Source organism: Streptomyces sp. V3I8 (genome assembly GCF_030817535.1).
In the GTDB taxonomy this organism is placed as follows: domain Bacteria; phylum Actinomycetota; class Actinomycetes; order Streptomycetales; family Streptomycetaceae; genus Streptomyces.
Genome location: NZ_JAUSZL010000002.1, coordinates 4,071,605 through 4,094,583, shown reverse-complemented (window position 1 = coordinate 4,094,583; position 22,979 = coordinate 4,071,605). Strand labels below are relative to the sequence as shown.

Annotated in this window: 22 protein-coding genes; 13 read left to right on the top strand and 9 right to left on the bottom strand. The window is 72.5% G+C overall.

All coding sequences use genetic code 11. From position 1 onward, the window contains the following. Nucleotides 1-85 precede the first annotated feature (85 nt). On the bottom strand, nt 86-922 hold the full coding sequence (locus QFZ75_RS18005; RefSeq protein WP_307538179.1) for a hypothetical protein: 837 nt from the start codon (nt 920-922) through the stop codon (nt 86-88). Nucleotides 923-1,011: 89 nt separating this feature from the next. On the opposite strand from QFZ75_RS18005, the gene QFZ75_RS18000 reads away from it, so the two are divergent. Then, on the top strand, nt 1,012-1,218 hold the full coding sequence (locus QFZ75_RS18000; protein ID WP_373465895.1) for a hypothetical protein: 207 nt from the start codon (nt 1,012-1,014) through the stop codon (nt 1,216-1,218). A 168-nt stretch (nt 1,219-1,386) separates the two neighbouring features. On the opposite strand, the gene QFZ75_RS17995 is transcribed toward QFZ75_RS18000, so the two are convergent. The 3 genes from QFZ75_RS17995 to QFZ75_RS17985 are packed head-to-tail and all read right to left on the bottom strand — an operon-like array spanning nt 1,387 to nt 5,333. Further along, nucleotides 1,387-1,827, bottom strand: a complete 441-nt coding sequence (locus QFZ75_RS17995) for an NUDIX hydrolase (protein WP_307538176.1) — start codon at nt 1,825-1,827, stop codon at nt 1,387-1,389. Nucleotides 1,828-1,861: 34 nt separating this feature from the next. Then, complete coding sequence (locus QFZ75_RS17990; RefSeq protein ID WP_307538174.1) at nt 1,862-2,968, bottom strand: CHAD domain-containing protein; 1,107 nt, start codon at nt 2,966-2,968, stop codon at nt 1,862-1,864. Next, complete coding sequence (locus QFZ75_RS17985) at nt 2,949-5,333, bottom strand: RNA degradosome polyphosphate kinase (protein WP_373465894.1); 2,385 nt, start codon at nt 5,331-5,333, stop codon at nt 2,949-2,951. Before QFZ75_RS17985 ends, QFZ75_RS17990 begins: the two co-directional genes overlap by 20 nt. 399 nt (nt 5,334-5,732) lie before the next feature. Here QFZ75_RS17985 and QFZ75_RS17980 point away from each other — a divergent pair, with 399 nt between their 5' ends. The 6 genes from QFZ75_RS17980 to QFZ75_RS17955 all read left to right on the top strand — a co-directional run bounded on the left by QFZ75_RS17980 (nt 5,733) and on the right by QFZ75_RS17955 (nt 10,540). Further along, entirely contained in the window at nt 5,733-6,275 is a 543-nt protein-coding gene (locus QFZ75_RS17980; protein ID WP_307538172.1) for an RNA polymerase sigma factor, read from the top strand. After that, a complete protein-coding gene (locus QFZ75_RS17975; RefSeq protein ID WP_307538170.1) occupies nt 6,272-7,165 on the top strand; it encodes a zf-HC2 domain-containing protein in 894 nt (297 codons plus the stop codon). The genes QFZ75_RS17980 and QFZ75_RS17975 overlap by 4 nt, the downstream gene beginning before the upstream one ends. After that, complete coding sequence (locus tag QFZ75_RS17970) at nt 7,165-7,341, top strand: hypothetical protein (protein WP_307538168.1); 177 nt, start codon at nt 7,165-7,167, stop codon at nt 7,339-7,341. The genes QFZ75_RS17975 and QFZ75_RS17970 overlap by 1 nt, the downstream gene beginning before the upstream one ends. A gap of 138 nt (nt 7,342-7,479) precedes the next feature. After that, the gene (locus QFZ75_RS17965; RefSeq protein WP_307538166.1) at nt 7,480-8,358 is read left to right on the top strand and encodes an ABC transporter ATP-binding protein; all 879 of its coding nucleotides are present in this window, start codon (nt 7,480-7,482) and stop codon (nt 8,356-8,358) included. Next, nucleotides 8,355-9,905: an ABC transporter permease gene (locus QFZ75_RS17960; protein ID WP_307538164.1), complete on the top strand. Its 1,551-nt coding sequence runs from the start codon at nt 8,355-8,357 to the stop codon at nt 9,903-9,905. Before QFZ75_RS17965 ends, QFZ75_RS17960 begins: the two co-directional genes overlap by 4 nt. Next, complete coding sequence (locus tag QFZ75_RS17955) at nt 9,902-10,540, top strand: ABC transporter (protein WP_307538162.1); 639 nt, start codon at nt 9,902-9,904, stop codon at nt 10,538-10,540. The genes QFZ75_RS17960 and QFZ75_RS17955 overlap by 4 nt, the downstream gene beginning before the upstream one ends. A gap of 137 nt (nt 10,541-10,677) precedes the next feature. Here QFZ75_RS17955 and mshD read toward each other — a convergent pair whose 3' ends face one another. Next, on the bottom strand, nt 10,678-11,643 hold the full coding sequence (gene mshD, locus QFZ75_RS17950; protein WP_307538160.1) for a mycothiol synthase: 966 nt from the start codon (nt 11,641-11,643) through the stop codon (nt 10,678-10,680). Nucleotides 11,644-11,858: 215 nt separating this feature from the next. On the opposite strand from mshD, the gene QFZ75_RS17945 reads away from it, so the two are divergent. From QFZ75_RS17945 to QFZ75_RS17935, 3 genes are all read left to right on the top strand, one after another. After that, nucleotides 11,859-13,670, top strand: coding sequence for a bifunctional UDP-sugar hydrolase/5'-nucleotidase (locus QFZ75_RS17945; protein WP_307538158.1), 1,812 nt, complete (start codon nt 11,859-11,861; stop codon nt 13,668-13,670). Nucleotides 13,671-13,935: 265 nt separating this feature from the next. Continuing rightward, entirely contained in the window at nt 13,936-14,070 is a 135-nt protein-coding gene (locus QFZ75_RS17940) for a hypothetical protein (protein ID WP_307538157.1), read from the top strand. Nucleotides 14,071-14,207: 137 nt separating this feature from the next. Further along, nucleotides 14,208-16,004 carry an ABC transporter ATP-binding protein gene (locus tag QFZ75_RS17935; protein WP_307538154.1) on the top strand — a complete coding sequence of 599 codons (1,797 nt, stop codon included), beginning with the start codon at nt 14,208-14,210 and terminating at the stop codon, nt 16,002-16,004. Nucleotides 16,005-16,108: 104 nt separating this feature from the next. Here QFZ75_RS17935 and QFZ75_RS17930 read toward each other — a convergent pair whose 3' ends face one another. Beyond that, nucleotides 16,109-17,188, bottom strand: a complete 1,080-nt coding sequence (locus QFZ75_RS17930) for a pectinesterase family protein (protein ID WP_373466049.1) — start codon at nt 17,186-17,188, stop codon at nt 16,109-16,111. Nucleotides 17,189-17,575: 387 nt separating this feature from the next. Between QFZ75_RS17930 and QFZ75_RS17925 the strand changes: the two genes are divergently transcribed. The 3 genes from QFZ75_RS17925 (at nt 17,576) to QFZ75_RS17915 (ending at nt 20,214) form a co-directional block, all read left to right on the top strand. After that, nucleotides 17,576-18,259: a histidine phosphatase family protein gene (locus QFZ75_RS17925; protein ID WP_307538150.1), complete on the top strand. Its 684-nt coding sequence runs from the start codon at nt 17,576-17,578 to the stop codon at nt 18,257-18,259. 105 nt (nt 18,260-18,364) lie between these two features. Further along, the gene (locus QFZ75_RS17920) at nt 18,365-19,054 is read left to right on the top strand and encodes an RNA polymerase sigma factor (protein WP_307538149.1); all 690 of its coding nucleotides are present in this window, start codon (nt 18,365-18,367) and stop codon (nt 19,052-19,054) included. Beyond that, nucleotides 19,051-20,214: a CU044_5270 family protein gene (locus tag QFZ75_RS17915; protein WP_307538148.1), complete on the top strand. Its 1,164-nt coding sequence runs from the start codon at nt 19,051-19,053 to the stop codon at nt 20,212-20,214. The genes QFZ75_RS17920 and QFZ75_RS17915 overlap by 4 nt, the downstream gene beginning before the upstream one ends. A gap of 154 nt (nt 20,215-20,368) precedes the next feature. On the opposite strand, the gene QFZ75_RS17910 is transcribed toward QFZ75_RS17915, so the two are convergent. The 3 genes from QFZ75_RS17910 to QFZ75_RS17900 form a co-directional block, all read right to left on the bottom strand. Then, nucleotides 20,369-21,820, bottom strand: a complete 1,452-nt coding sequence (locus QFZ75_RS17910; RefSeq protein WP_307538147.1) for a cell wall metabolism sensor histidine kinase WalK — start codon at nt 21,818-21,820, stop codon at nt 20,369-20,371. Continuing rightward, on the bottom strand, nt 21,817-22,548 hold the full coding sequence (locus QFZ75_RS17905) for a response regulator transcription factor (protein WP_307538146.1): 732 nt from the start codon (nt 22,546-22,548) through the stop codon (nt 21,817-21,819). Before QFZ75_RS17905 ends, QFZ75_RS17910 begins: the two co-directional genes overlap by 4 nt. Nucleotides 22,549-22,670: 122 nt before the next feature. Beyond that, the gene (locus QFZ75_RS17900; RefSeq protein ID WP_307538144.1) at nt 22,671-22,904 is read right to left on the bottom strand and encodes a hypothetical protein; all 234 of its coding nucleotides are present in this window, start codon (nt 22,902-22,904) and stop codon (nt 22,671-22,673) included. Between the last annotated feature and the right edge of the window lie 75 nt (nt 22,905-22,979).

The following is a 22,979-nucleotide window of genomic DNA, read 5'->3' as shown; positions in this document are numbered from 1 at the left end:
GACCATTTCCGACCCCGCACGTTCAGGTCTTCCGCCGTCCCGCCCGTGGTCCGCTCCGGATCTCCCGTACTCCTGCGCCGTTCCCTCACTCCGCGATCCGCCCGGCGTAGATGTCCCGCGCCTTCGGCAGGCGTACGTGCACGGCGGCCCCGAAGTCGTACAGCAGCGTGGTGGAGAACACCGCGACGGTGCCCTGCCGCTGCCCGTTGACGAAGCTGAACCGGTGGCGGACCTTGCGGATGCGCCCCTGGTCGTCGAGGTAGACGTCGAAGGGGACCGCCGCCGTCGCGAAGCCCTTCGCCGCCGCCCGCAGGACCGCCCGGTTGTGCCGGGAGGCGTCGCGCGCGGCCACCGTGAGGTCGGCGGTGCCCCGGTAGTGCCGTACCGCGATGCCCGCGACCGACGTCCGCCCCAGGTACGTCGCCCGCTGTGCGCCCAGCAGCAGTTCGGCGGCGGCGGACGGGTCGGTCGCGCCGCCCGTGACGAGGTTCCCGTCGGAGAGCGTGGCCGTGTCGACGCGCACCCACTTGTCGGCGGGCACGCCCGCACCGCGATTCTTCATGTAGAGGGCGCCCGGCGCGAGGAGTTCGGTGATCGGGCGGCGGTCGACGCCGGCCGGGTCCTGCGGGAGGAGCACCTTCAGCCGGCCCTCCCGGCCCCCGAAGTCGTAGACGCCCTCGCCCCGGATGGTCACGCGGGTGCCGCCGGTGGCCATCTCCATCGACGTGCGGACCTTGGAGGTGCCGGCGCGGACCAGCTTCCCGGCGGCCCCGTGGAGCACCCCGACCGGTTCGTCGGCGGCCCGGGCGTCGTCGGAGGCGGCCCCGCCGCCCGAGCAGCCGACGGCGCAGAGCAGCAGCCCCGTCGCCGCGGCGGCCAGGGCGACCGCGCCGTCCTTGCGTGTTCGGTGCCGCTCCACCATCGCCTGCTACCCCCAGCCGGGACGTCCTTGGGCGGGCTTCTTGCCCCGCCTAACGACCGGTGGGAGGTGTTGTCACGCCGGTACGCGCCATGGGGAATCGTTTACCCGGCATCGGTACCGTGGGGAGAGTGGCACAGCCGGAAGAGACCAGCGCCCAGGAACACCGCACGACGACGGCCGAGCAGGGTCGTTTCTGCGTGGCCCGCTGCGCCTGTGGCTGGAGAGGCCCGGCCCGCCGGGCCCGCAGCTCGGCCCGCCGGGACGCGGAGACCCACGAGACCGAAGGCGGCCTCTGAGGGACGCCCTCCGGGCACGCGGGAGCCGCTGGACAAGCCCTCAAGCACCAGCACCGGCACCCGCACCGGCACCGGCACCTGCGCCGGCACCTGCACCCGCGCCAGCGCCCGCACCCGCGCCGGCACCCGCACCCGCGCCGCCGGCACGTTCCGGCGGGGCGCCCGGCGCTAGACCCGCTTCAGCACGGCGAGAAGCTCGTCGACCAGCTCCCGGTCCCGGAGCTGCGTCACCCGCTCACGTGCCGCCGCGGGAGCCAGCCACAGCACCCGGTCCACCTCCCGGTTGGGCACGAACCGGCCCCCGGTCTCCTCGGCGGTCCAGTAGCTGACCTGCTTCGGCCGCCCGTTGGCCACGTAACGAAGGGTCGACAGGCCGGGCCCGGGGGCACAACGGTGCCCGGTCTCCTCCTCGACCTCGCGGAGCGCACCGGCGAGCGCGGTCTCCCCGCGCTTCAGCTTCCCCTTCGGGTGCGACCAGTCGTCGTACTTCGGCCGGTGGACCAGGCAGATCTGCAGTTCGCCGTCGTCGGGCGAGCGCCGCCACAGCACGCAGCCCGCCGCGAGCACCGGATCTGCGTCCACGAGCACGGGGTCTCCGTTCGCGTGCACGGGGCCTCCCTCCACGAGTACCGGTCTGCGTCGGTCACGCAGTGCCGACCGTCTCCCTCGTCCAGGTCCGCTGAAACGTGAACCTGGCCGCTTCCACCTCGTGCCGCTGGTCCGCGTGCAGCACCCCGAGGGCGTACGCCGTCGCGGGGGCGATGCGCGGCGTGCGGGCCGCGGCGGCGGCCGCCGCGGCCGCCTCCGACGCGTCACGGTGCCGGTCCAGGGCCTGTCCGGCGTTCAGCAGGCGGACATCCACCCGGACTTCGTCGCCGAACACCACCTCGCGCGCGTACCGGTGCAGGCGCAGCAGGAGGCGTACCTGGTGCCAGGGGGCGTCCTGGGGCTGCGGGGCCGTGTCGGTGGAGAGGCCGTGGACGAGGGCCTGCGAGTTGTAGGGGTGGCCCGCGGTGACCAGGGGCAGCCCGGTGACGGCGTCGCAGAGGCGGTCCTCCGCGGCGGCGGCCAGCGGCTTGAGTCCGGTGGCGGTGGCGGTGGCGACAGCGGTGGTCGTGGTGGCGGTGGCCGCGCTCGCCGTCGCGGCGGCGGACAGCGGGACCTCGCTGGCCAGCACGGCGACGTTGTCGGCGACGGCGTGGAAGCGGCTGGAGCCCAGGGCCTGTAGCGCGGCCGAGTGGGCGCGCGTCCGGGCGAGGGTCAGCTGGCGCTCCAGCAGGGCGCCCGCCCTGGCCGCGCCGACGGTCAGACCGCCTTTCTCCGTGCGTACCCCGGAGGTGACCTGGGCGGGGAACGCGGCCGAGCCCGACAGCCGCTGCAGCGCCGCGAGCAGCCGCTCCAGACGGGCCCCGTACGCGTGTTCGCGGGCCAGGGTCCCTGACAGCCAGGCCAGTTCGGGGCGCATGCCCTCCGACCAGTCCTCGTCGAGCAGGGGCCGGAAGGTGTGCAGGGTGCCGCTGATGCGGCGGGCCGAGCGGCGCAGCGCGCGCGCCGCGTCCACGGCCTCCCTGGAGCCGTTCCCCCCCACGCTCGACTGCGCTCGCGCGAGGGGACCCCCACCCGCCGCGCCGCCGGTCTCCCGGTGCTGGCGCAGCGCGCGGAGGAACTCCGTGGCCTGGGAACGGAGATACGCCGTGAGGACGTCCCCGGCCACGGGTCCGGCCGTCGGGTCAAGGTGTCGCTGTGCCACGCCGGCGCCTCCGGGCGTCTATGAGCATCTCCTGGACGTTGCGCAGCGGCTGGCCTTCGGCGTCGGCCGCGTGCCGGGTCCATTCGCCGTCGGGGCCGAGGTGCCAGGAGGAGGTGGAGTCGGACATGCCGGTCTCGAACAGGCGGGCGAGGGCCGACCGGTGGGCCGGGTCGGTGATCCTGACCAGGGCTTCGATACGGCGGTCGAGGTTGCGGTGCATCATGTCGGCGCTGCCTATCCACACCTCGGGCTCACCGCCGTTGCCGAAGCCGAAGACCCGCGAGTGTTCGAGGAAGCGGCCGAGGATGGACCGTACGCGGATGTTCTCCGACAGGCCCGTGACGCCCGGCCGCACCGCGCAGATGCCGCGCACCCACACGTCGACCGGCACACCCGCCTGCGAGGCGCGGTAGAGGGCGTCGATGAGTGCCTCGTCCACCATGGAGTTGACCTTGATGCGGACGTAGGCGGGACGTCCGGCACGGTGGTGCTGGACCTCCTTGTTGATGCGCGCTATCAGGCCGTCGCGCAGGGACTTGGGCGCGACGAGCAGACGGCGGTAGGTCTCGCGGCGGGAGTAGCCGGAGAGCCGGTTGAAGAGGTCGGAGAGGTCCGCGCCCACCTGCGGGTCGGCGGTCAGGAGCCCCAGGTCCTCGTACAGCCGGGCGGTCTTGGGGTGGTAGTTGCCCGTGCCGACATGGCAGTAGCGGCGCAGGGTGTCGCCCTCCTGGCGCACCACCAGCGACAGCTTGCAGTGGGTCTTCAGGCCGACGAGGCCGTAGACCACGTGGCAGCCGGCCTCCTCCAGCTTGCGGGCCCACTTGATGTTGGCCTGCTCGTCGAAGCGCGCCTTGATCTCGACGAGGACGAGGACCTGCTTGCCGGCTTCGGCGGCCTCGATGAGGGCGTCGACGATGGGCGAGTCGCCCGAGGTCCGGTACAGCGTCTGCTTGATGGCCAGCACGTCGGGGTCCGCCGCCGCCTGCTCCAGGAACGCCTGGACGGAGGTGGAGAAGGAGTCGTACGGGTGGTGCAGCAGGACGTCGCGTTCGCGCAGGGCCGCGAAGATGTCGGGCGCGGACGCCGACTCGACCTCGGCGAGGTCGCGGTGGGTGCCCGCGATGAACTTCGGGTACTTCAGCTCGGGCCGGTCGAGGGCGCCGATGCCGAAGAGGCCCGTGAGGTCCAGGGGACCCGGCAGGGGGTACACCTCGGCCTCGGAGATCTTCAGCTCGCGTACCAGCAGGTCCAGTACGTACCGGTCGATGGACTCCTCGACCTCCAGGCGCACCGGCGGCCCGAGGCGGCGGCGCATGAGCTCCTTCTCCAGGGCCTGGAGCAGGTTCTCGGCGTCGTCCTCCTCGACCTCCAGGTCCTCGTTGCGGGTGACGCGGAAGGCGTGGTGCTGGAGGACCTCCATCCCGGGGAAGAGCTCCTCCAGATGGGCCGCGATGACGTCCTCGATGGGGACGAAGCGGTCCGGGGAGGCCTCCAGGAAGCGGGAGAGCAGCGGCGGGACCTTCACGCGCGCGAAGTGGCGGTGGCCGGAGACCGGGTTGCGCACGACGACCGCGAGGTTCAGGGACAGCCCCGAGATGTACGGGAAGGGGTGCGCCGGGTCGACCGCGAGGGGGGTCAGGACCGGGAAGATCTGGTGGCGGAAGAGCGTGAAGAGGCGGGCCTGCTCCTTCTCGGACAGCTCGCTCCAGCGGACGAGGTGGATGCCCTCCTCCACGAGCTGGGGCGCCACGTCCTCCTGGTAGCAGGCGGCGTGCCGGGCCATGAGCTCGCGCGAGCGGGCCCAGATCATCTCCAGCACCTCGCGGGGCTGCAGGCCCGAGGCCGAGCGGGTGGCCACGCCGGTGGCGATGCGCCGCTTCAGGCCGGCCACCCGGACCATGAAGAACTCGTCCAGGTTGCTGGCGAAGATGGCCAGGAACTTCGCGCGTTCGAGCAGCGGCGTGCTCGGGTCCTCGGCGAGTTCGAGGACCCGCTCGTTGAAGGCGAGCCAGCTGCGCTCCCGGTCGAGGAAACGGCCCTGGGGAAGCTGGACGCCGTCCTGCACGGTGTCCTCGTACGCGTCGAGGTCGGCGTCGAGGTCGGGTTCCAGGTCGGAGACGTTCGCCGCCACGGTGTGCGGGCGGTGCGCGGCGATGGATCCGACGGACGGCTGCGGGTGCTGTGCCTGTACCTGTGCCTGTGCGTTGGGCTGGCTCATGAACCCATTCTTCCGTGCCGGGCCGGAAACAGGCGCGTCGGAGGCGGCGGGCGTGAGCGCCGCGCGGAGACGCGGGCCCCCGTTCCCCCTCTCGGGGGAGGGCTCGCGCTCGGGCGGAGGCGAGGGCTCGGGCGGGGCGGGGTTCATTGCCCGAGGGTCGCAAGCCAGTCTGAATCACTGGTTACGGAGACATGACGTGCGGGATATCGCAAGGCGGATCCCATGCGTCCGCGCGGGCGCCGCGCCGTGCCGTGCCGTCCTGACCGTGCGGTCGGGAGCTCCGGCGGTATCGGTCACCTGTTCGAGCGACAAGGTGCGTGATGGCGACGCCGATGACCGATGGCGACGCCGATGACCGATGGCGACGGCGATGCCCGGGGGCGACGGCGATGCCCGGGGGTGACGGTGAAGCCCGGGGGTGGGGAGCGTGCGGCTGTCGGCCAGGTCCGCGAGGGGTGTGCGGCCGTCGAGCAGGTCCGCGAGGGGCGGTGCCGGAGTTTTTCCGGGGGTGTGAACCGATCGGTGGGGCTCGTGCGATGAGGGGGTGTGAGGGAAACGAGAAGCGACGGGGATCTGCTGCGGGCCATCGCCGCGGACGGTGACCGGCGTGCCTTCGAGGAGCTGTACAGGCGGTATGCGCCCTGGCTCGGAGCGAGGCTGCGCGGCCGCTGTTCCGACGCGGGGACCGTCGACGACGTCGTGCAGGAGACCTTCCTGGCGGTGTGGCGGGGCAGCGCCCGCTACCGCGAGGAGGGGGACGTGGCCGGCTGGCTGTGGCGGATCGGTTCGCGACGGCTGATCGACACCCTGCGCGGCGACGGCGCCCGGGGAAGGCTGCGGCAGGCGCTCGGCCGGCTGCGGCACCGGGAGGAGGCGTCCGCGGAGGAGCGCGTGCTCGCGGGGGTGGAGCACGGGGACCTCGCGGGCGCCCTGGTCCGGCTGTCACCGGAACTGCGGTCGGTCCTGCAGGCCACGGTCATCGACGGGCTGACCACCCGCGAGGCGGCCGTCCTGCTCGGCATCCCGCCGGGGACGGTCAAGACACGGGCCCTGCGGGCCCGCAAGCAGCTGCGGGAGGAGTTGGCATGAGCGACCCGAACGAGATCCGCGACCCGGGCGTCCCGGCCTGGCACGTGGCGGAGGAAGACCTCCGGGCGTACGGGCGGGGCGAGCTGGCGCCACCGGTGCTCTGGTCGGCCGACACCCATCTGATGGCCTGCGCACGCTGCCGGGCGGTCCTCGCCGAAGTGAGCGACCCGGTTCCGCTCGACGATGGCTGGGAGCGGCTCGACGCCGAGCTGGACGCGCCGCGCCCCGGTCTCCTGGAGTCGCTGCTCGTACGGATCGGGGTGGCCGACCACACGGCACGGCTTCTCGCGGCCACTCCCGTGCTGCGGCTGTCCTGGCTGGGCGCGGTCGTCGCCGTCCTGGCCATGACGGTGATCGCGGCCAACTCCGTCCGGGCGCCGGGGACCATCTCGCTGTTCCTCGCCCTGGCCCCGCTGCTGCCCCTCGCGGGGGTCGCGCTGTCGTACGGTCCCGCGCTCGACCCGACCTACGAGATGGCCGTGGTGTCACCGATGCACGGGTTCCGGCTGCTGATGATCCGCACCGTTCCCGTGCTGGCCGTCGCTCTGGTGCTGAACGGCCTGGCGACGCTCGCGCTCCCCGCGTACGGGCTGCGGGCCCTGGCCTGGCTGCTGCCCGCGCTGGCGCTCACCGCGACCGGGCTCGCGCTGACGCCCCGGCTGGGTCCGGTCCTCGCGCCCGGGCTGGTCGGCGGGGCGTGGATCACCGTGCTGATGGTCGCCCGGGGGGCCGACGACGGCACCCTCGCGCCGTACACGGTGCCGGGGCAGGGGGCCGCCGCCGCGGTCGCCGTGCTGGCCGCCGGGTTCTTCTACCTCCGCCGCGACCGCTTCGACGCGGTCTCCGCGCATCCGCCGTTCACGGGCCTGCCGGGCGGGGGTGCGATGTGATGCCGATCGTCCGGTGCAGGCGGTTCAAGCTGTTCAGGGCGGGGCTGCTGATGACGGCCTCGGTGCTGTTGAGAGCGCTGCACGTCATCGGCGTGCTCCTCTCCAACTCCTCCGGCGGACGGGGTTCGTCCTCGTCCTCGTCGTCGTCCTCTTCCTCCGACGGAGGCGGCGAATGAGAGCCGCTGTCCCTGCCCGCACGCCGAAGCCGGAGCCGGAGCCGGAGCCGCGTCCCGGCCGCCGTCTCCTCCTCCGCTCCCTCCCGCTCCTCGCGTCTTCGCGCTCTTCCACTTCGCGCTCTTCCACTGGAGTCACGCATGTCTGACCTTCTTCCGGCGCCGACGGTGTCCGCCGCCGGGCTCACCCTCCGCTACGGGAGGACGGCCGCGCTCGACGACGTGTCGCTGCGGCTCGGCGAGGGCGTCACCGGGCTGCTCGGACCCAACGGGGCGGGCAAGACGACCCTGTTGCGGGTACTGGCCACCGCCGTACCGCCGGACCGCGGAGAGTTCTCGGTCCTCGGGAACGACCCGGGCACGTCGGCCGGCCGGCAGGAGGTGCGGCGCGTGCTCGGCTATCTGCCGCAGGCGCCCGGATTCCACCCGGACTTCTCGGCGTTCGAGTTCGTCGACTACGTGGCGATCCTGAAGGAGCTGACGGACCGCACCACCCGGCACCGCGAGGTGCGGCGCGTCCTGGACGCCGTCGCGCTCTCCGACGTACGGAGCAAGCGCCTGAAGAAGCTGTCCGGCGGGATGCGCCAGCGGGTCGCCCTGGCCGCCGCGCTCGTCGGCGACCCCGGATTCCTGGTCCTGGACGAGCCGACCGTGGGTCTCGACCCGGAACAGCGCATGCGTTTTCGCGAGCTGATCGCCCGGGCGGGGGAGGGGCGGACCGTCCTGCTGTCCACACACCAGACCGAGGACGTCGCGATGCTCTGCCACCGCGTGATCGTCATGGCCGGCGGCCGTATCCGCTTCGAGGGCACCCCGGCCGAGCTGGCCGCGTGCGCGGCGGGGCGGGTGTGGAGCAGCACCGAGCGCGACCCCGGCGCCTGGGCCGGCTGGCGCACCGGTACGGGGTCCTTCCGCAACGTCGGCGAACCTCCCGAGGGCGCCGACCTGCTCGAACCGACGCTGGAGGACGGCTACTTGCTCGCCCTCGACGGCGAGTCCCCGGAGGTGGCGGCGGCATGAGCATCACACTGGAGACACCCGCGTGGGCCTCCCTGGCGCCGCCCCCGCCGCGCTCCTGGGCAGCCGTGTTCGCCCTCGCCCGCGTCGAGGCGCGCGAACTGCGTATGACCGTCTCCTCCCTCGCCATAGCGGTCCTGTACGTGGCCTGGATCGTCTGGCAGGTCACGGAGCGCCAGGGCGACTACCCGATACTCCAGAACGTCGACCGCGGCACGCAGGCCATGCCGATGCTGGTGGGGCTCGCCGTCATGCTGGGCGTGAACCGCGCGGTCCTGCGCTCCCGGCGGCGCGGCACGGACCGGCACTTCGACGTCCTGGTCGTCGAGCCGTGGCGGCGCACGGCCGCCCATGTGCTGTCCGTCGTCCCGGCGGTCCTGTTCACGGCGGTCTGCGTCACCGCCGAGTTCACCTGGGCCGCGCTCAAGCCCGGTGCGGCGGGGCACGGTTCGCCCGCCGAACTGGCCGTCGGCCCGCTCACGGTGCTGCTGTGCGGTGCCGTCGGCGTGCTGCTGGCCCGGCTGGTCCCTTTCGTCACCGCCGCGCCGCTCTTCCTCGTCGTCCTGCTCTTCGGGCAGGTCTTCGTGGTGGCCCCGTCCGACTCCGACTGGACGACCTGGCTGATCCCGGTCGTCACCGAGACCGGCGGCAGTCCTTTCCCCTCCGACCTGCTGGGCCGCCCCGCCGCCTGGCACGCCCTGTACCTCGTCGGGCTCGCCCTGTGCGTGGCGGTGCTGGCGGTGCTGGTCGGCGGCGGACGTACGACGGCCGTCAAGGCGGCCGTCGCGGGGGCGCTCGCGCTGACGCTGGTGGGCGCGGTCGGTCAGTCCGGCGGCACCCCGGCCGCCACGACGGCGGCCCGCGAGCGGATCTCGACCACCCCGGAGAAGGTCCGCTCGTGCACCGAGCACGGCAGGTCCTCCTACTGCGCCTTCCCCGAGTGGACGGGCCGCGCCGCCGACTGGGCCGCCGTGGTCGACCGTGTCCAGGACCTCGCGGGCGGCGGGGCCGGCGGTGCGCGGCTGACCGTGGAACAGCGCATCGACGCCCGCTACGGGCCGTCCGCCGCCACCTCGCTCTTCCCGTCCACCGAACCCGGCCATGTGACGGTCGGCACGGACTGGGGCGGCAACCGTGTTCCCGAGTTCGCGGTGGGCGCCGCGTCGGTGCTGGTGGCGGGCGACGAGAAGGTGGGCAGTCAGGTGTGCGGCGCCCGCGTGGTGACGATCATGTGGCTGGCGCTGGGCGGGGAGTCCGACCCGATGGCCGCGTTCCGTGCCGTCCGCCTTGACGACAACGTCTCCGGTTCCTCTCTCATCCTGTCACCCACCGAACCCTTCCTCATGAGTGCCGAACAGACGCGGATCGTCGCGGAGTTGTTCCAGAGGCCGCGCTACAGCGTGGCGGGCAAGGTGAAGGCCAGGTGGACCCAGCTGACGTCGCCCGGGACCTCGACCGCGCGGGCGGCGGAACTGCTCGGGGTGCCGGCCTCGGCCAAGTCGGCTGCGGCGGAGACGGACGACGACTCGTGCAAGGAGCGACGGTCATGACCCGTGCCCTGCTCCCGGCCGTGTGGCGCACCCTGCCCCGGCGCGCGCTCATGGCGGCCGCGGCGGCGGGGCTGCTGCTGGCCTGCGCCCCGCGGATGCGGTCCGGCCCGCCCGCCCCGTGGCTCGGCCTCTTCGCACTGCGGGCTGCCGCACTCGCCTTCGCCCTGGGGCTGGCGTTCCTGCTGGACGACCCGGCCCGGCACCTCACCGCGGCGGTGCCGGTCCGCCGCCCGGTGCGCATCGGCCTGAGGGTGGCGCTGGTCGCCCCGTGGGCCGTCCTCTGCTGGACGGCGGCACTGCTCCTCGTACCGGCCCGGGCCCGTCCACCGGTCGGCGCCCTCACCCTGGAGGCGGCCGCCACCGCGGTGCTGGCCCTCACGGCGGCGGCTCTGGCGACCCGGCGCAGGCTCACCACCGAGCCGGGGGCCACGATATCGACCTGGCTCCTGTGCACGGCGGCCGCCGCCCAGCTCCTGCTCCCCCACGATTGGACCCTCCTGGTGACCCCGGACGATCCCCGCTGGTCAAGCACCCACACCCACTGGGCCCTGCTGCTGGCCGCGGTGACGGCGGTGGGCGCGAGGGCATGCACGGAGCCGATACGGGCAGGGCTCAAGCCGCGCCCCTCCTCTTGAGGGCGCAGCCCGAAGAGGAGGGGCGCGGGGAACCGCGCGACCGGCCCCCGCCGGGCCGCACTCCACAACGGGCCGCACGACCTCGTCTCCGTCCGTCTCCGTCCGTCCTCGTACGTCCCCGTCCGGTAAGGACCCCGTCAGGACTCCGTGCGATACATGAGGTCCGTCTCGTGGATCGCGAACCCCAACCGCTCGTAGACGGCCACCGCGGCCAAGTTGTCCGCATCGACGTACAGCATCGCCACCGGCATCCCGGCCTCCGCCAGATGCCGGAGGCCGACCGTGGTGAGGGCCTTCCCCAGGCCGCCCCCCTGCGACCCGGGCCGCACCCCGACGACGTACACCTCTCCGAGTCCCTCGGCCGCGTGCACCTTCGTCCAGTGGAACCCGACCAGTTCGTCCCCGCGGAAGGCGAGGAAGAACCCGGCCGGATCGAACCACGATTCGGCCTTGCGGTCGTCGAGGTCCCGCTGGGTGAGCGATCCCTGCTCGGGGTGGTGCGCGAAGGCGGCGGCGTTCGCGGCGAGCCAGGCGGCGTCGTCCTCGCCCGGCACGAACGTCCGCACTCGCACCCCGTCGGGGAACGTGGGCTCGGGCAGGTCGAGGCCGGTCAGGGGCCGCCGCATCTGGCGCAGTTCGCGGAACAGCGTCAGACCGAGGACCTGGGCGAGGTGGCGGGCAGCCGGGTGCCCGCCGTGGGCCCACACCCGCAGTCGTTTGCCGGACTCGGCGAGCAGCGCGTTGCCGAGCGCCCGGCCGTGGCCGTTGCCGCGGTGCGCGGGGTGGACGACCAGTTCGGCGGCCGGCGCTTCGACGGGGTCGGTGTCCTCCAGCTGGGCGTACCCGACGAGCTGGTCCTGGACGCTCAGCAGCAGGTGCCGTACCCCGGCCCGGGCGTCACCGCGCAGGCGCAGCCGGCCCTGTTCGGACACCGCCTGCTGTCCGTCGGCCCGGGCGGCCTCCGCGAGGAGTTCGAGCACGGACCCGGTCTGCTCGGGGCTCGGCGTGGCGAGGATGTCGATGGTGCGGGCCGTGGGGGTGCCGCCCTGGCCGAGCGAGGCCGAGAGCCTGCGGGCAGCCGGTGCGGTGTCGTCGCTGGTCATGGGTACGAGGGTACGGCGTGTCCGGTTCATGGCGAAGTGGCCCGCCGAGGGGAGTCGTGAGGGGTACGGGGCCCGTGCGCGGTCTGTCCGGTTCATGGCGGAAAACCCCTGGAGGCAACCAGTCCGTAACCCTGAACCCCCTGTCGCGCTACGCGCGTTGACTCTAGGCTGCGCCGGGACGGGGCCCACATTTCAGCCGACCCACAGGGGGGCGCATGTCAGCCACACCTCAGCCGTACCGAAGCAGACGCCGCACCACCCGCCTCCTCACGGCGGCCGCGGGTGTCGCCACCGCCGGCGCTCTGGTCGCGGCGCTTCCCGCGTCCGCGGGCGAGCCGGCGGGGAAGAAGCCCGGCCACCAGCAGCCGGGCCGCTACCAGGACGTCCAGCTGCTGTCGTTCAACGACCTGCACGGCAACCTGGAGCCGCCGTCCGGTTCCTCCGGCCGCGTCACCGAGAACCAGCCGGACGGCACCACGAAGACGATCGACGCGGGCGGCGTCGAGTACCTGGCGACGCATCTGCGCCAGGCCCGCCAGGGCAACACGTACTCGGTCACCGCGGCCGGCGGCGACATGGTCGGCGCCTCCCCGCTGATCTCGGGCCTCTTCCACGACGAGCCCACCATCGAGGCGCTGAACAAGCTCGACCTGGACGTGACGAGCGTCGGCAACCACGAGTTCGACGAGGGCGCCAAGGAGCTGGGCCGCCTGCAGAACGGCGGCTGCCACCCCACGGACGGCTGTTACGTGGCGGGCAAGAAGTTCAAGGGCGCCGACTTCCCGTACCTCGCGGCGAACGTCCTGGACGAGAAGACCAGGAAGCCGGTCCTGAAGCCCTACTGGGTGTGGAAGAAGAACGGCGTCAAGATCGGCTTCATCGGTGTCACGCTGGAGGACACCCCGGGTGTCGTCTCCGCCGAGGGGGTGAAGGGCCTCAAGTTCAAGGACGAGGTCGAGACGATCAACAAGTACGCCAAGGAGCTGGAGAAGCAGGGCGTCAAGTCGGTCGTCGCGCTGATCCACGAGGGCGGCCTCCCGGCCTCCTCGTCGTACAACTACGACTGTGACTCGCCCGGTGGCGGCGACGGGATCTCCGGCCCCATCGTGGACATCGCGAAGAACGTCACGCCGAAGGTCGACGCGCTGGTCACCGGCCACACGCACGCCGCGTACGCGTGCACGATCGACGACCCGTCGGGCAAGCCCCGCACGGTCACCTCGGCGGCGTCCTTCGGGCGGCTCTACACCGACACGACGCTGACGTACGACCGCCGGACCGGGGACATCGCCCGGACCGCCGTCGCCTCGGCGAACCACGTGGTGACGCGTGACGTGGCCAAGGCCCCGGACATGACCGAGCTGATCACCAGGTGGAACACCCTGGCGGCGCCGATCGGCAACAAGCCCATCGGGTACATCTCCGGTGACATCTCCAACGCCGGCACCGAGTCCCCGATCGGTGACCTGATCGCCGACGCGCAGCTCGCGTACGGCAAGGAGCTGGACCCAGGGACCGACCTCGCGCTGATGAACCCGGGCGGTGTCCGGGCGCCCCTGACCTACGCGGCCAAGGGCAGCGAGGGCGACGGTGTGGTGACGTACGCGGAGGGCTTCACGGTCCAGCCGTTCGCCAACACCGTGAACCTGCAGAGCTTCACCGGCGCCCAGCTCGTCCAGGTGCTCAAGGAGCAGGTCACCGGCGTGAACGCGGCCTCGCCGAAGGTGCTGCAGATCTCGTCGGGCCTCACCTACACGCTCGACCTGACGAAGAGCGGCGCCGACCGTGTCGTCACCGACTCGATCAAGCTGAACGGCGCCGCGATCGACCCGGCCGCCACCTACCGCGTCGCGACGAACAGCTTCCTCGCGGGCGGCGGTGACGGCTTCACCACGCTGGGTCTGGGCACCGACGACCTGGTGGGCGACGACGACCTCGCGGCCCTGGAGAAGTACCTGCTGGCCAACTCGTCGGCGACGAACCCGCTCGCGCCGCCCGCGGCGAACCGGATCACCGTCGTCCGGTAACCCGCCGGTCCCCGGCAGTCGCCGAGGGGGGTGCGCACGGCCGAACAGGCCTGCGCACCCCCCTTTCCGTAATAAGACCTGTGTGAAGAGGCAATTGGTTCCCGAACCCGTCTGAAAACCGTCTCAGACGCAATTCATCGAGGTCTCAGCGGATATGGCGATTTCTGCCTCTGCGCTCCCGTAGTGTTTTCCATGTCGAAGCCTGACAGGGCTTACGACGAAACGGAATCACCCGCAGAGGAAAACAGAGGAAAGAGGAAATCCCATGAGCTTCCACAAGGTCACCCCCGTCAAGAAGTCCCGCAAGCCCGCCCCGGCCGCCAAGAAGCAGGCCGCGAAGCCCGCGCCGAAGCGTGCCGCCAAGCAGCAGCAGCGCCGCCGCCCGGTCGGCAACAAGTAGGCGACGCCACGAGGCGGGGTTCCCGAATTCGATTCGGGAACCCCGCCTCGGCCATTTCTTGAACTTCCTGAACTTCTTGAAATTCTTGAGCTTATTGAAACGCGGAAGAACCGGGCGCGGAAAGGGGACGGAACGCCATGCGGGAAGTGAAGGAGGCGTTCGCGCGTTTCTGGCCGTTGACGCGCGGCGACCGCAGATGGCTGCTGCTGATCATCGCGTGCGTGATCGCGGCCGCGCTGGCCGAGACGGCCTCCATCCTCCTCTTCGCGGAACTCACCGACCACGCGCTGCAGGCCGGTTCGCTCTCCGCCTTCTGGGGCCCGGCCGGCGCCTGGCTCGCCGTTGCCGTGCTCGGCGCGGTCGTCGGCTACCTCGGCAACTCCCTCGCCGTCCGTACGGCCGAGAGATTCGTGCTGCGGCTGCGCGCGGGCGTCTTCCGCCACGTCCAGGACCTGCCCCCGGACTTCTTCCAGCGGTACCGCCGGGGCGACCTGGTGGAACGGCTCACGGGTGACGTCGAGGCCATCGAGCAGATGGTGGTCTCGGGCGCGGTCGGGGCCGTGTCCGCCGCGTTCTCGGCGGTCTTCTACTCGGCCGCCGCTCTCTGGCTCCGCTGGGACCTCGCTCTCGTCACCTTTCTCCTCGCACCCCTCTTCCTCGTGGCGGCCCGCCGGTTCGCCGGCCGCATCAGGTCGGCGGCCCAGGACGAGCGGACCGCCGACGGCGCGATCACCTCGGTCGTCGAGGAGTCCCTCGGCAACATCGTGCTCACCCAGGCGTACAACCGGCGCGGCGCGGAGGAGGAGCGCCTCGACCGCGAGGCGCGCGCCTGGCTGCGGGCCAGTGTGCGGGGAGCCCGCGCGAGCGAGATGTACGAGCAGTTCGTCGAGGTCGTCGAGACGCTCTGCGTCCTCACCGTGATCGGGCTTGGTGCCTGGGAGATTGCGCAGGGCCGGATGTCCCTGGGCCAGCTGCTCGCCTTCGCCGCCTTCCTCGGCTACCTCTACCCTCCGATCCGCGACCTCGGCCAGCTGGGCCTGACCCTGACCGCCGCGACCGCGGGAGCGCGGCGGCTCCAGGAGATCCTGGACGCCGAGCCGGCCGTCACCGATCCCGCCGCACCGGTCCGGGCATGGCCGGTGCGCGGCCGGGTCTCCTTCCACGGCACGTCCTTCCGTTACCCGGGCGCGGAGCGCGACTGCCTGCGGGACGTGACGTTCACGGCGGCGCCGGGAGAGTTCGTCCTGGTCACCGGGGTGAGCGGGGCCGGGAAGTCGACCCTCTCCACACTCCTGACCCGCTTCTACGACCCCTCGGCGGGCGTGATCCGGCTGGACGGCGTGCCGCTCACGGACGTACCGCTGGAGTTCCTTCGCGAGAACGTCGCCCTGCTGCCCCAGGAGACCCTCGTCCTGCACGGAACGATCCGGGAGAACATCGCGTGCGGACGGCCGGGCGCGACGGACGAGGAGATCGAACGGGCCGCGCGCGACGCGGACGCGCACGGGTTCGTCCGTACGCTGCCCGACGGATACGAGACGCTGATCACGCCCGGCACGGCCGTGCTCTCCGGCGGGCAGCTCCAGCGGGTGGCCATCGCCCGCGCGATGCTCCGGGCCGCGCCCGTCCTCGTGCTCGACGAACCGACGACCGGCCTCGACGCGCTCGCCGCACGCAGGGTCGTACAGCCGCTGCGGCGCCTGGTGTCCGGCCGGACGACCGTGATGATCACGCATGACCTGACGCTCGCCCCGGACGCCGACCGCATCCTGGTCGTGGACGGCGGACGCCTGGTGGAACAGGGCACGCACGAGGAGCTGCTGGCCCGCGGAGGCATGTACGCGCGGCTCGCGGGCCCGCTCCCGACGGACGCGACGCACGTTCCTGACGCGGAGACGACCATGCGGCTCGGGCTGCTGCAACCGAGCCGGTAGGCCGTCGGGGGTCGTGCCCGGCTTCGGGGGTCGTGCCCGGCCGGGGAGCGGCCCTCGGCTCGCGCTCCCCGGCCGGACGGTGTGCCGGCCGTCCGCCGGCGGCGTCAGGCGGCCGGGGTCCAGCCGCCCAGCCAGTCCGCGACCTCCTGGCCGGCGGCCTGGGCGTCGGTCAGCTGGGGACGGTTCGTGCTCGCGGCGCCCGAGCCGGGGCCGGTGTTGCGGTACTCGGCGAACCGGTCGTCCTTCCAGGAGAAGCCGCTCATGTCCACCCAGGGGGTCGACCTGATCGCGGCGCTCAGCGTGGAGTCGCGGACGGTGGCCTGCGGGTCGAGGGTCGCGTCGCCGCCCGCGTGCCAGTTGCGGCCGAGGTAGAAGGTCCCGGCGGACACGTCGCCGTTGACGGTCGAGCGGTTGATGAGGATGCCCTTGCGGTCGGCGGCGGTGCTGGCGGCGGTGATGTAGCCCGCCGAGGAGCCGTCCCAGCGCTTCTTCAGGGTGATCACGGACTTGTCGATCACCGCGGTCGCCCGGCCGAAGATGAAGTCGACGTTCCCGAGGACGTAGGAGTTGCTGACGTAGACGCGGCCGAGCTTCTCCTTGGCGGCGGTGTCCAGCAGCAGGGTGTCCTGGTCGCCCTCGACGATGACGCCGTCGAGGAAGACCTGGTCGGCGGCGGTGCGCAGGGCCACGGCCTGATGGCCGCTGAGGCTCTGGTTGGCGCCCTCGTCGAAGTCGTTGGAGAGCGTGAGGTTACGGGCCTGGAAGTCGTCGGCCTCGACGGCGACGGTGGCGCTGCCGCCGGTCCCGTACGTACCGCCGCCGGGCTTCGCCGTCCCGGCCGCGTTGTTGTAGACGATGACGGTGTCCTTGCGGCTGCCGCCCGAGCCCTGGATGGTCACGTGCGGCTTGTTCGAGGGCACCTTCACCAGCTCGCGGTACGTGCCCGGCTTGACGGAGATCACGACGCGCGAGGCGTTGTTCGCCGGCACGGCGTTCACGGCGGCCTGGACGGTCGTGTACGTTCCGGTGCCGTCCTTGGCGACGGTGAGGGTGGTGGCCGCGGCGGCGTCCGGATCGGCTTCCGCGGCGCTCGCGCCGCTCGCGGTGCAGGCGGCCAGGGCCAGCGTCACGCCGACGGCCACGGCGGTCCTGCGCCTGCGCAGGCGGGTCTTGCTGCGGTTCACAGTCACGGGCGGCTTCCGTTCATGTGGGGTGGGGGGACGGTCAGTTGCTGGTCGCCGCATGCGGGGGAAAGGTTGCCGTGAGGCTGGACCCGGTTCACGCGACCGTGCCGGCGAGAACCTCCGGAGAACGACCTCCCGGCCGCCACCCGGCCGCCACCCGGCCGCCACCCGGACGAGCACGGGCAGGACGTCCTGACGCGGAGCTACGGGGCGCGCCCGCAGTGCAGGCCCCAGGAGCTGGACATCCCCTGCCTCGTCCCCGTTCGCGACGGCGAGACCCCGGACGGTCCGGTCGTGCGGGGCGTCGGTCCGGAAACAGGCGTCGGGGCTCGCCGAGTGTCACAGTGGAGGCCCCCGCCCCGCCACCGTGGAGACAGACCCGTACCGATGCGCCTGCTGCTGATTCGTCATGGTCAGACCCCTTCCAACGTCAAGCACCTGCTGGACACGGCCGTACCGGGACCCGCGCTGACCCCTCTCGGACAGCGGCAGGCGGCTGCCCTGCCGGATGCGCTGGCCGGTGAGGAGATCGGCGCCCTCTACGCCTCCACCCTGATCCGCACCCAGCTCACCGCCGCCCCGCTGGCGGAGCGGACGGGGCTCGAGGTCCGCGTGCGGGACGGCCTCCGGGAGCTGACCGCCGGCGATCTGGAGATGCGCGGCGACGCGAACGCCGTGACGACGTACATGACCACCACCTTCGCCTGGTCCGCCGGAGACGTGGAGCTGCGCATGCCCGGCGGCGAGAACGGCGTCGAGGCCCTGCGGCGTATCGACGCCGTGGTCGCGGAGGCCGCGGCCGGCGGCGTACCGACGGTGGCCATGGTCAGCCACGGCGCCGCCATCCGTATGTGGGCCGCCGCCCGCGCCGACAACATCGACGTGGCCTTCGCGGCCGCCCACCCGCTGGACAACACCGGCGTCGTCATCCTCGACGGCACCCCCGCCGACGGCTGGCGGGTCCTGACATGGGCGGGCCGGTCCGTCGGGCCCGAGGACAGCACTCCCGAAGCGAGCGGGCCCACCGGAGAACCCGTGGACGGCGGTGTCGACGGCCGATCCGGTGAATGAGCGAGCGGGCGAGGGCGAGTGGGCGGGTGAAGGAGCGCGGGCCGGCCCGGACGGTGTGACGCACGTCATGGGAAGGCGACCCCCGCTGCCGTACAGCTCATAGAGGTGACCACTCATCTGCGCACCCGGGTACGGGCCGGGGATCCGCGCGCCTTCGCCGAGCTCTTCGACTCGTACTCCCGCGCCGTCTACAACCACGCCTTCCGGCTGACCGCGGACTGGTCGACGGCCGAGGACGTGATGGCCTCGACTTTCATGGAGGCCTGGCGGCTGCGGGACCGGGTCGACCCGGAGGGCGGTTCCCTGCGGCCCTGGCTGCTGGGCATCGCCACCAACACCGCGCGCAACCAGTTCCGCAGCAACCGGCGCTACCGCCGCGCCGCGGGCGCCGCCGCGGCGGCCGGGACGGCCGTGCCCGACCACGCCGACGAGGTCGCCGACCGGCTCGACGACCGCCGGCGCCTCGCCACGGCCCTCACCGCGCTCGCCACCCTGCGCAGACCGGAGCGCGAGGTCATCGCGCTCTGCCTGGGGGAGGGGCTGGACTACGAGGCCGCTGCGGAGGCGCTCGGCATCCCCGTCGGCACGGTCGCCTCCCGGCTCTCCCGGGCCCGCAAGAAGCTGCGGACCGCCGCCGGACAGCAACTAGCGCACTCAGAAAGGGAGTTGGGCCCTGCCACTCTCGGGGTCGCTCCGGAAAAAGATCGCGGGAATCGGGAAGGGCGCCGGCCCGTCCGACAGACAAGAGGCGATCACGCAAAAGCGATCCGGCCCGCACAGGAAGGAAACCGATGAACGCGAACACGCCCCGGCAGGGCTCTGCCGAGTCCGAATTCGGGCCCGAACCCGGGCCTGAGCGGGAGCAGGACGTACGACTCCTGTCACAGCTCCTGTCCCGTACGGCGCGTGACCTGCCGTCGGGCCGTCACCAGTTCCACAAGGAGCGTCTGATGGCCCAGATCCACGAGCAGGCACAGCAGGTGCAGCAGGAGCAGCAGACCCGGCGGGAGGAGCACACCGCGGCACGGCGGTTCCGGCTGCCGCGGCCCGCGATCATGCTGCCGGCGATGGCCGCCGCCCTGGCCGCGGTCGTCGTCGCGGGCGTGGTGACCAACGGCGGTCACGGCGACGGTGCCCGGGAGGGCGGCGTGGCCACCGGTCCCGCCCTGACCACCGACATCGGTGCCGCCACCACGAAGGGCGTGCCCCAGTTGCTCGACCAGATCTCGGTGGCCGCGGCGGAGGGCGAGCATCCGACCGTCAAGCCGGGCCAGTACGTCTACATCGAGTCCATGTCCGCCGACAGTTTCCTGAAGACCGTCGACGACAAGACCACCCTGGCCGGCCACGAACTGCACCGCCGGCAGATCTGGAAGTCCGCCGACGGCGTCAAGGGCTGGCTGATCGACCCCGCCGTCAACGACAGCCCGGAGGGCGAGACCCTGACCCTGCCCGACGAGCAGGGCAACACCCCGAAGGCGCACCTCGGCGGTCCGTCCTACGACTACCTGACCAAGCTGCCCACCGACCCCGACGCCCTGCTGGCCAAGATCTACAAGGAGACCGAGGGGCAGGGGAACTCGCCCGACCAGCAGGCGTTCACCACCATCGGCGACCTGCTCGTCGAGAGCTACCCGCCGCCGGAGCTCTACTCGGCGCTGTTCGAGACCGCCGCGAAGATCCCGGGCGTCGTCGTGGTCGACGACGCGGTGGACGCGACCGGCCGGCACGGGGTGGCGGTGGCCCGGCTGGACGAGACCAGCGGCCAGCGCGAGGAATGGATCTTCGACAGGAAGAGCCATGTCTTCCTGGGCGCGCGCAGTGTCCAGGTGCGGCAGCTCACCGGGGTGGACGCCCTGATGAAGCCCGGCACGGTGAGCTACACCAACGCCGTCGTCAAGCGGGCCGTGGTCGACGGTATGAAGCAGACCCCGTCCGGGGCCCAGGCGGGCTGAACCCTTCCGGAGGGCCGGAACCAGGAGAACCAGAACCAGGAGAACCAGAACCAGGAGAACCAGGGCCGGAACCAGGAGAACCAGAACCAGGAGAACCAGGGCCGGAACCAGGAGAACCAGGGTCAAGGCCAGGGCCAGAAGCAGGGCCAGGGGCCTAGTCCAAGGACGGTGGTGGGGTCGGGGCGCCGGGCAGCCGGATCGTGGCGACCGCGCCGCCGCCCTCCGCCGGGCCGAGCGCCACCTCGCCGCCCGACTCCTGCACCGTACGGGCCACGATGGACAGGCCCAGGCCCGAGCCGGGCAGTGCCCGCGCGCTCGGGGAGCGCCAGAACCGGTCGAAGACGTGCGGGAGTTCGTCGGCGGGGATACCGGGACCGTGGTCCCGTACGGTCAGTTCGCCGTCCTTCAGGCCGACGTCGATCACGCCGCCCCCGGGGCTGAACTTCACCGCGTTGTCGAGGATGTTGACGATGGCCCGCTCCAGCGCGGTGGGCTCCGCCCGGACGAACCAGGGGTGCACGTCGGCCGTGATCGTCAGCTCCGGGCCGCGCAGCCGGGCCCGGCGCAGCGCCGACTCCACGATGTCCTGCAACGCCACCACCTGCACGCGGTCGGCCGGCGTGCCCGCGTCCGACCGCGACAGCGTCTGCAGATCGCCGATCAGCGCGGCCAGTTCGGTCATCTGCGCCTTCACCGACGCGAGCAGCGCCTTGCGGTCCGCCGGGGGGATGGGCCGGCCCGTCTCCTCGCTGCGGGTGAGCAGCTCGATGTTCGTACGGAGGGAGGTGAGGGGGGTGCGCAGTTCGTGACCGGCGTCGGCGATGAGTTGTTGCTGCAGCTCGCGGGAGTTGGCGAGGGACGCGGTCATCGAGTTGAAGGAGCGGGAGAGGCGGGCGATCTCGTCCTCGCTCTCGTCCTCGACGGGGATGCGGACCGAGAGGTCCTCGGTGCGGGCCACGTGCTCGACGGCCTCGGTGAGCTTGTCGACGGGGCGCAGGGCCGCGCGGGCCACGGCGAGACCGGCGACCCCGGCCCCCACCACCCCGATGCCGGAGACCACGAGGAGCAGCAGGGCCAGCTCGTCGAGCGTGGACTGGGTGCTCTTCAGCGGATACGCGATGACCAGCGCGGTGTCCTCGACCATCGACTGCCCGGGACCGGCGACGACCACGGGCACGGTCAGCACCCGGACGGGCTTCCCGTCGCCGTCGGTGCCGTTGCGGTACACCTCGGTGTCGGAGGTGGGGTTCTCGGCCACCTCCGTGTCGCTGCCGGTGACCTCCACCACGCCCGCCGACCTGTCCAGGGCGCACGGCGTGCCGTCCGCCTTGACCAGCTGGAGGTAGTAGTCGGACGGCGGGCCGAAGGTGTTCTGACGGGACGGCGAGGAGTCGCAGTCGGCCAGTACCGACGCGATGGTGCCCCTGTCGATCGGACTGCTGACGCCTTGCAGGTCGTTGTCGACCTCGTCGTACAGCTTCCCGCTGACGATGAACCAGGCCGACACCGACACCGCCGCCACCGCGAACGCCACCGCCGCCGCGACCAGCAGCGCCAGGCGCGAGCGGATCGGCAGCGAGGTGAACCTGCGTACGACCCTCTTCACTCCGCCCCGCCCGACCGCAGCACGTACCCCACACCCCGCACCGTGTGGACGAGGCGCGGCTCGCCGCCCGCCTCCGTCTTGCGGCGCAGGTACATCACGTACACGTCCAGCGAGTTGGAGCTCGGCTCGAAGTCGAAGCCCCAGACCGCCTTCAGGATCTGCTCCCGCGTGAGGACCTGGCGCGGATGGGCCAGGAACATCTCCAGCAGGGTGAACTCGGTGCGGGTCAGCTCGACGGGCCGGCCGGCCCGGGTGACCTCGCGGGTGGCGAGGTCCATGCGCAGGTCGCCGAAGGTGAGCGCGTCGTCCGCCGGGGCACCGACCGCGGCAGCCGCGTACGAGCTGCGCCGCAGCAGGGCCCGTACGCGGGCGAACAGTTCGTCCAGCTCGAACGGCTTGACCAGGTAGTCGTCGGCGCCCGCGTCGAGCCCGGTGACCCGGTCGCCGACCGTGTCACGGGCGGTGAGCATGAGGATGGGCGTCGTGGTGCCCGCGCCGCGCATCCGGCGGGCGGCGGTCAGGCCGTCCATCCGCGGCATCTGGATGTCGAGGACGACCAGGTCGGGCTGGTACGCGACGGACTTCTCCAGGGCGTCCGCGCCGTCGACGGCGACCTCGGTGCCGTATCCCTCGAAGGCGAGGCTGCGCTGGAGTGCTTCGCGCACGGCCGGCTCGTCGTCGACGATCAGGATGCGCTGGGGTTCACGGTCGCCTTCGGCGGGGCTCATCGCGGTCAGTTCCTCGGGTGCGGTGGGATGGGGGCGGGGCGCTTTCAGCCTCGCACGTCCGCGGGCCGTTCTCGTAGCGTCGCCGGGCCCTGGAGGTCGGGGCGGTCGCGATCCCCGGGGGATCAGCCCCGCGCGGTACGGCGGGTGCGGGTGCGGGCCGCGGCGGAGCTTCGGCGGGCCGTACCGCGCGGCGCCCGCGCGGCGGCCAGCTCGGGCGCCCGGGGCGCCGGTGCGTGCAGCTCGTACGCCACCGCGAGGGCCAGCGCGAACCCTGCCGGATCGGACGGGCCGGCGGAGCCGCCGGGACTGCCGGGACCGGCGCTCACGAGGGTGTGGGACACGTTCTTGATCAGCATGACGGCCTCCGGAGTCTGGGACGGGGCGGGTCGGGTCGGGAGGGAGGAAGAGAACCGGGAGGGAGGAAGGGGTCG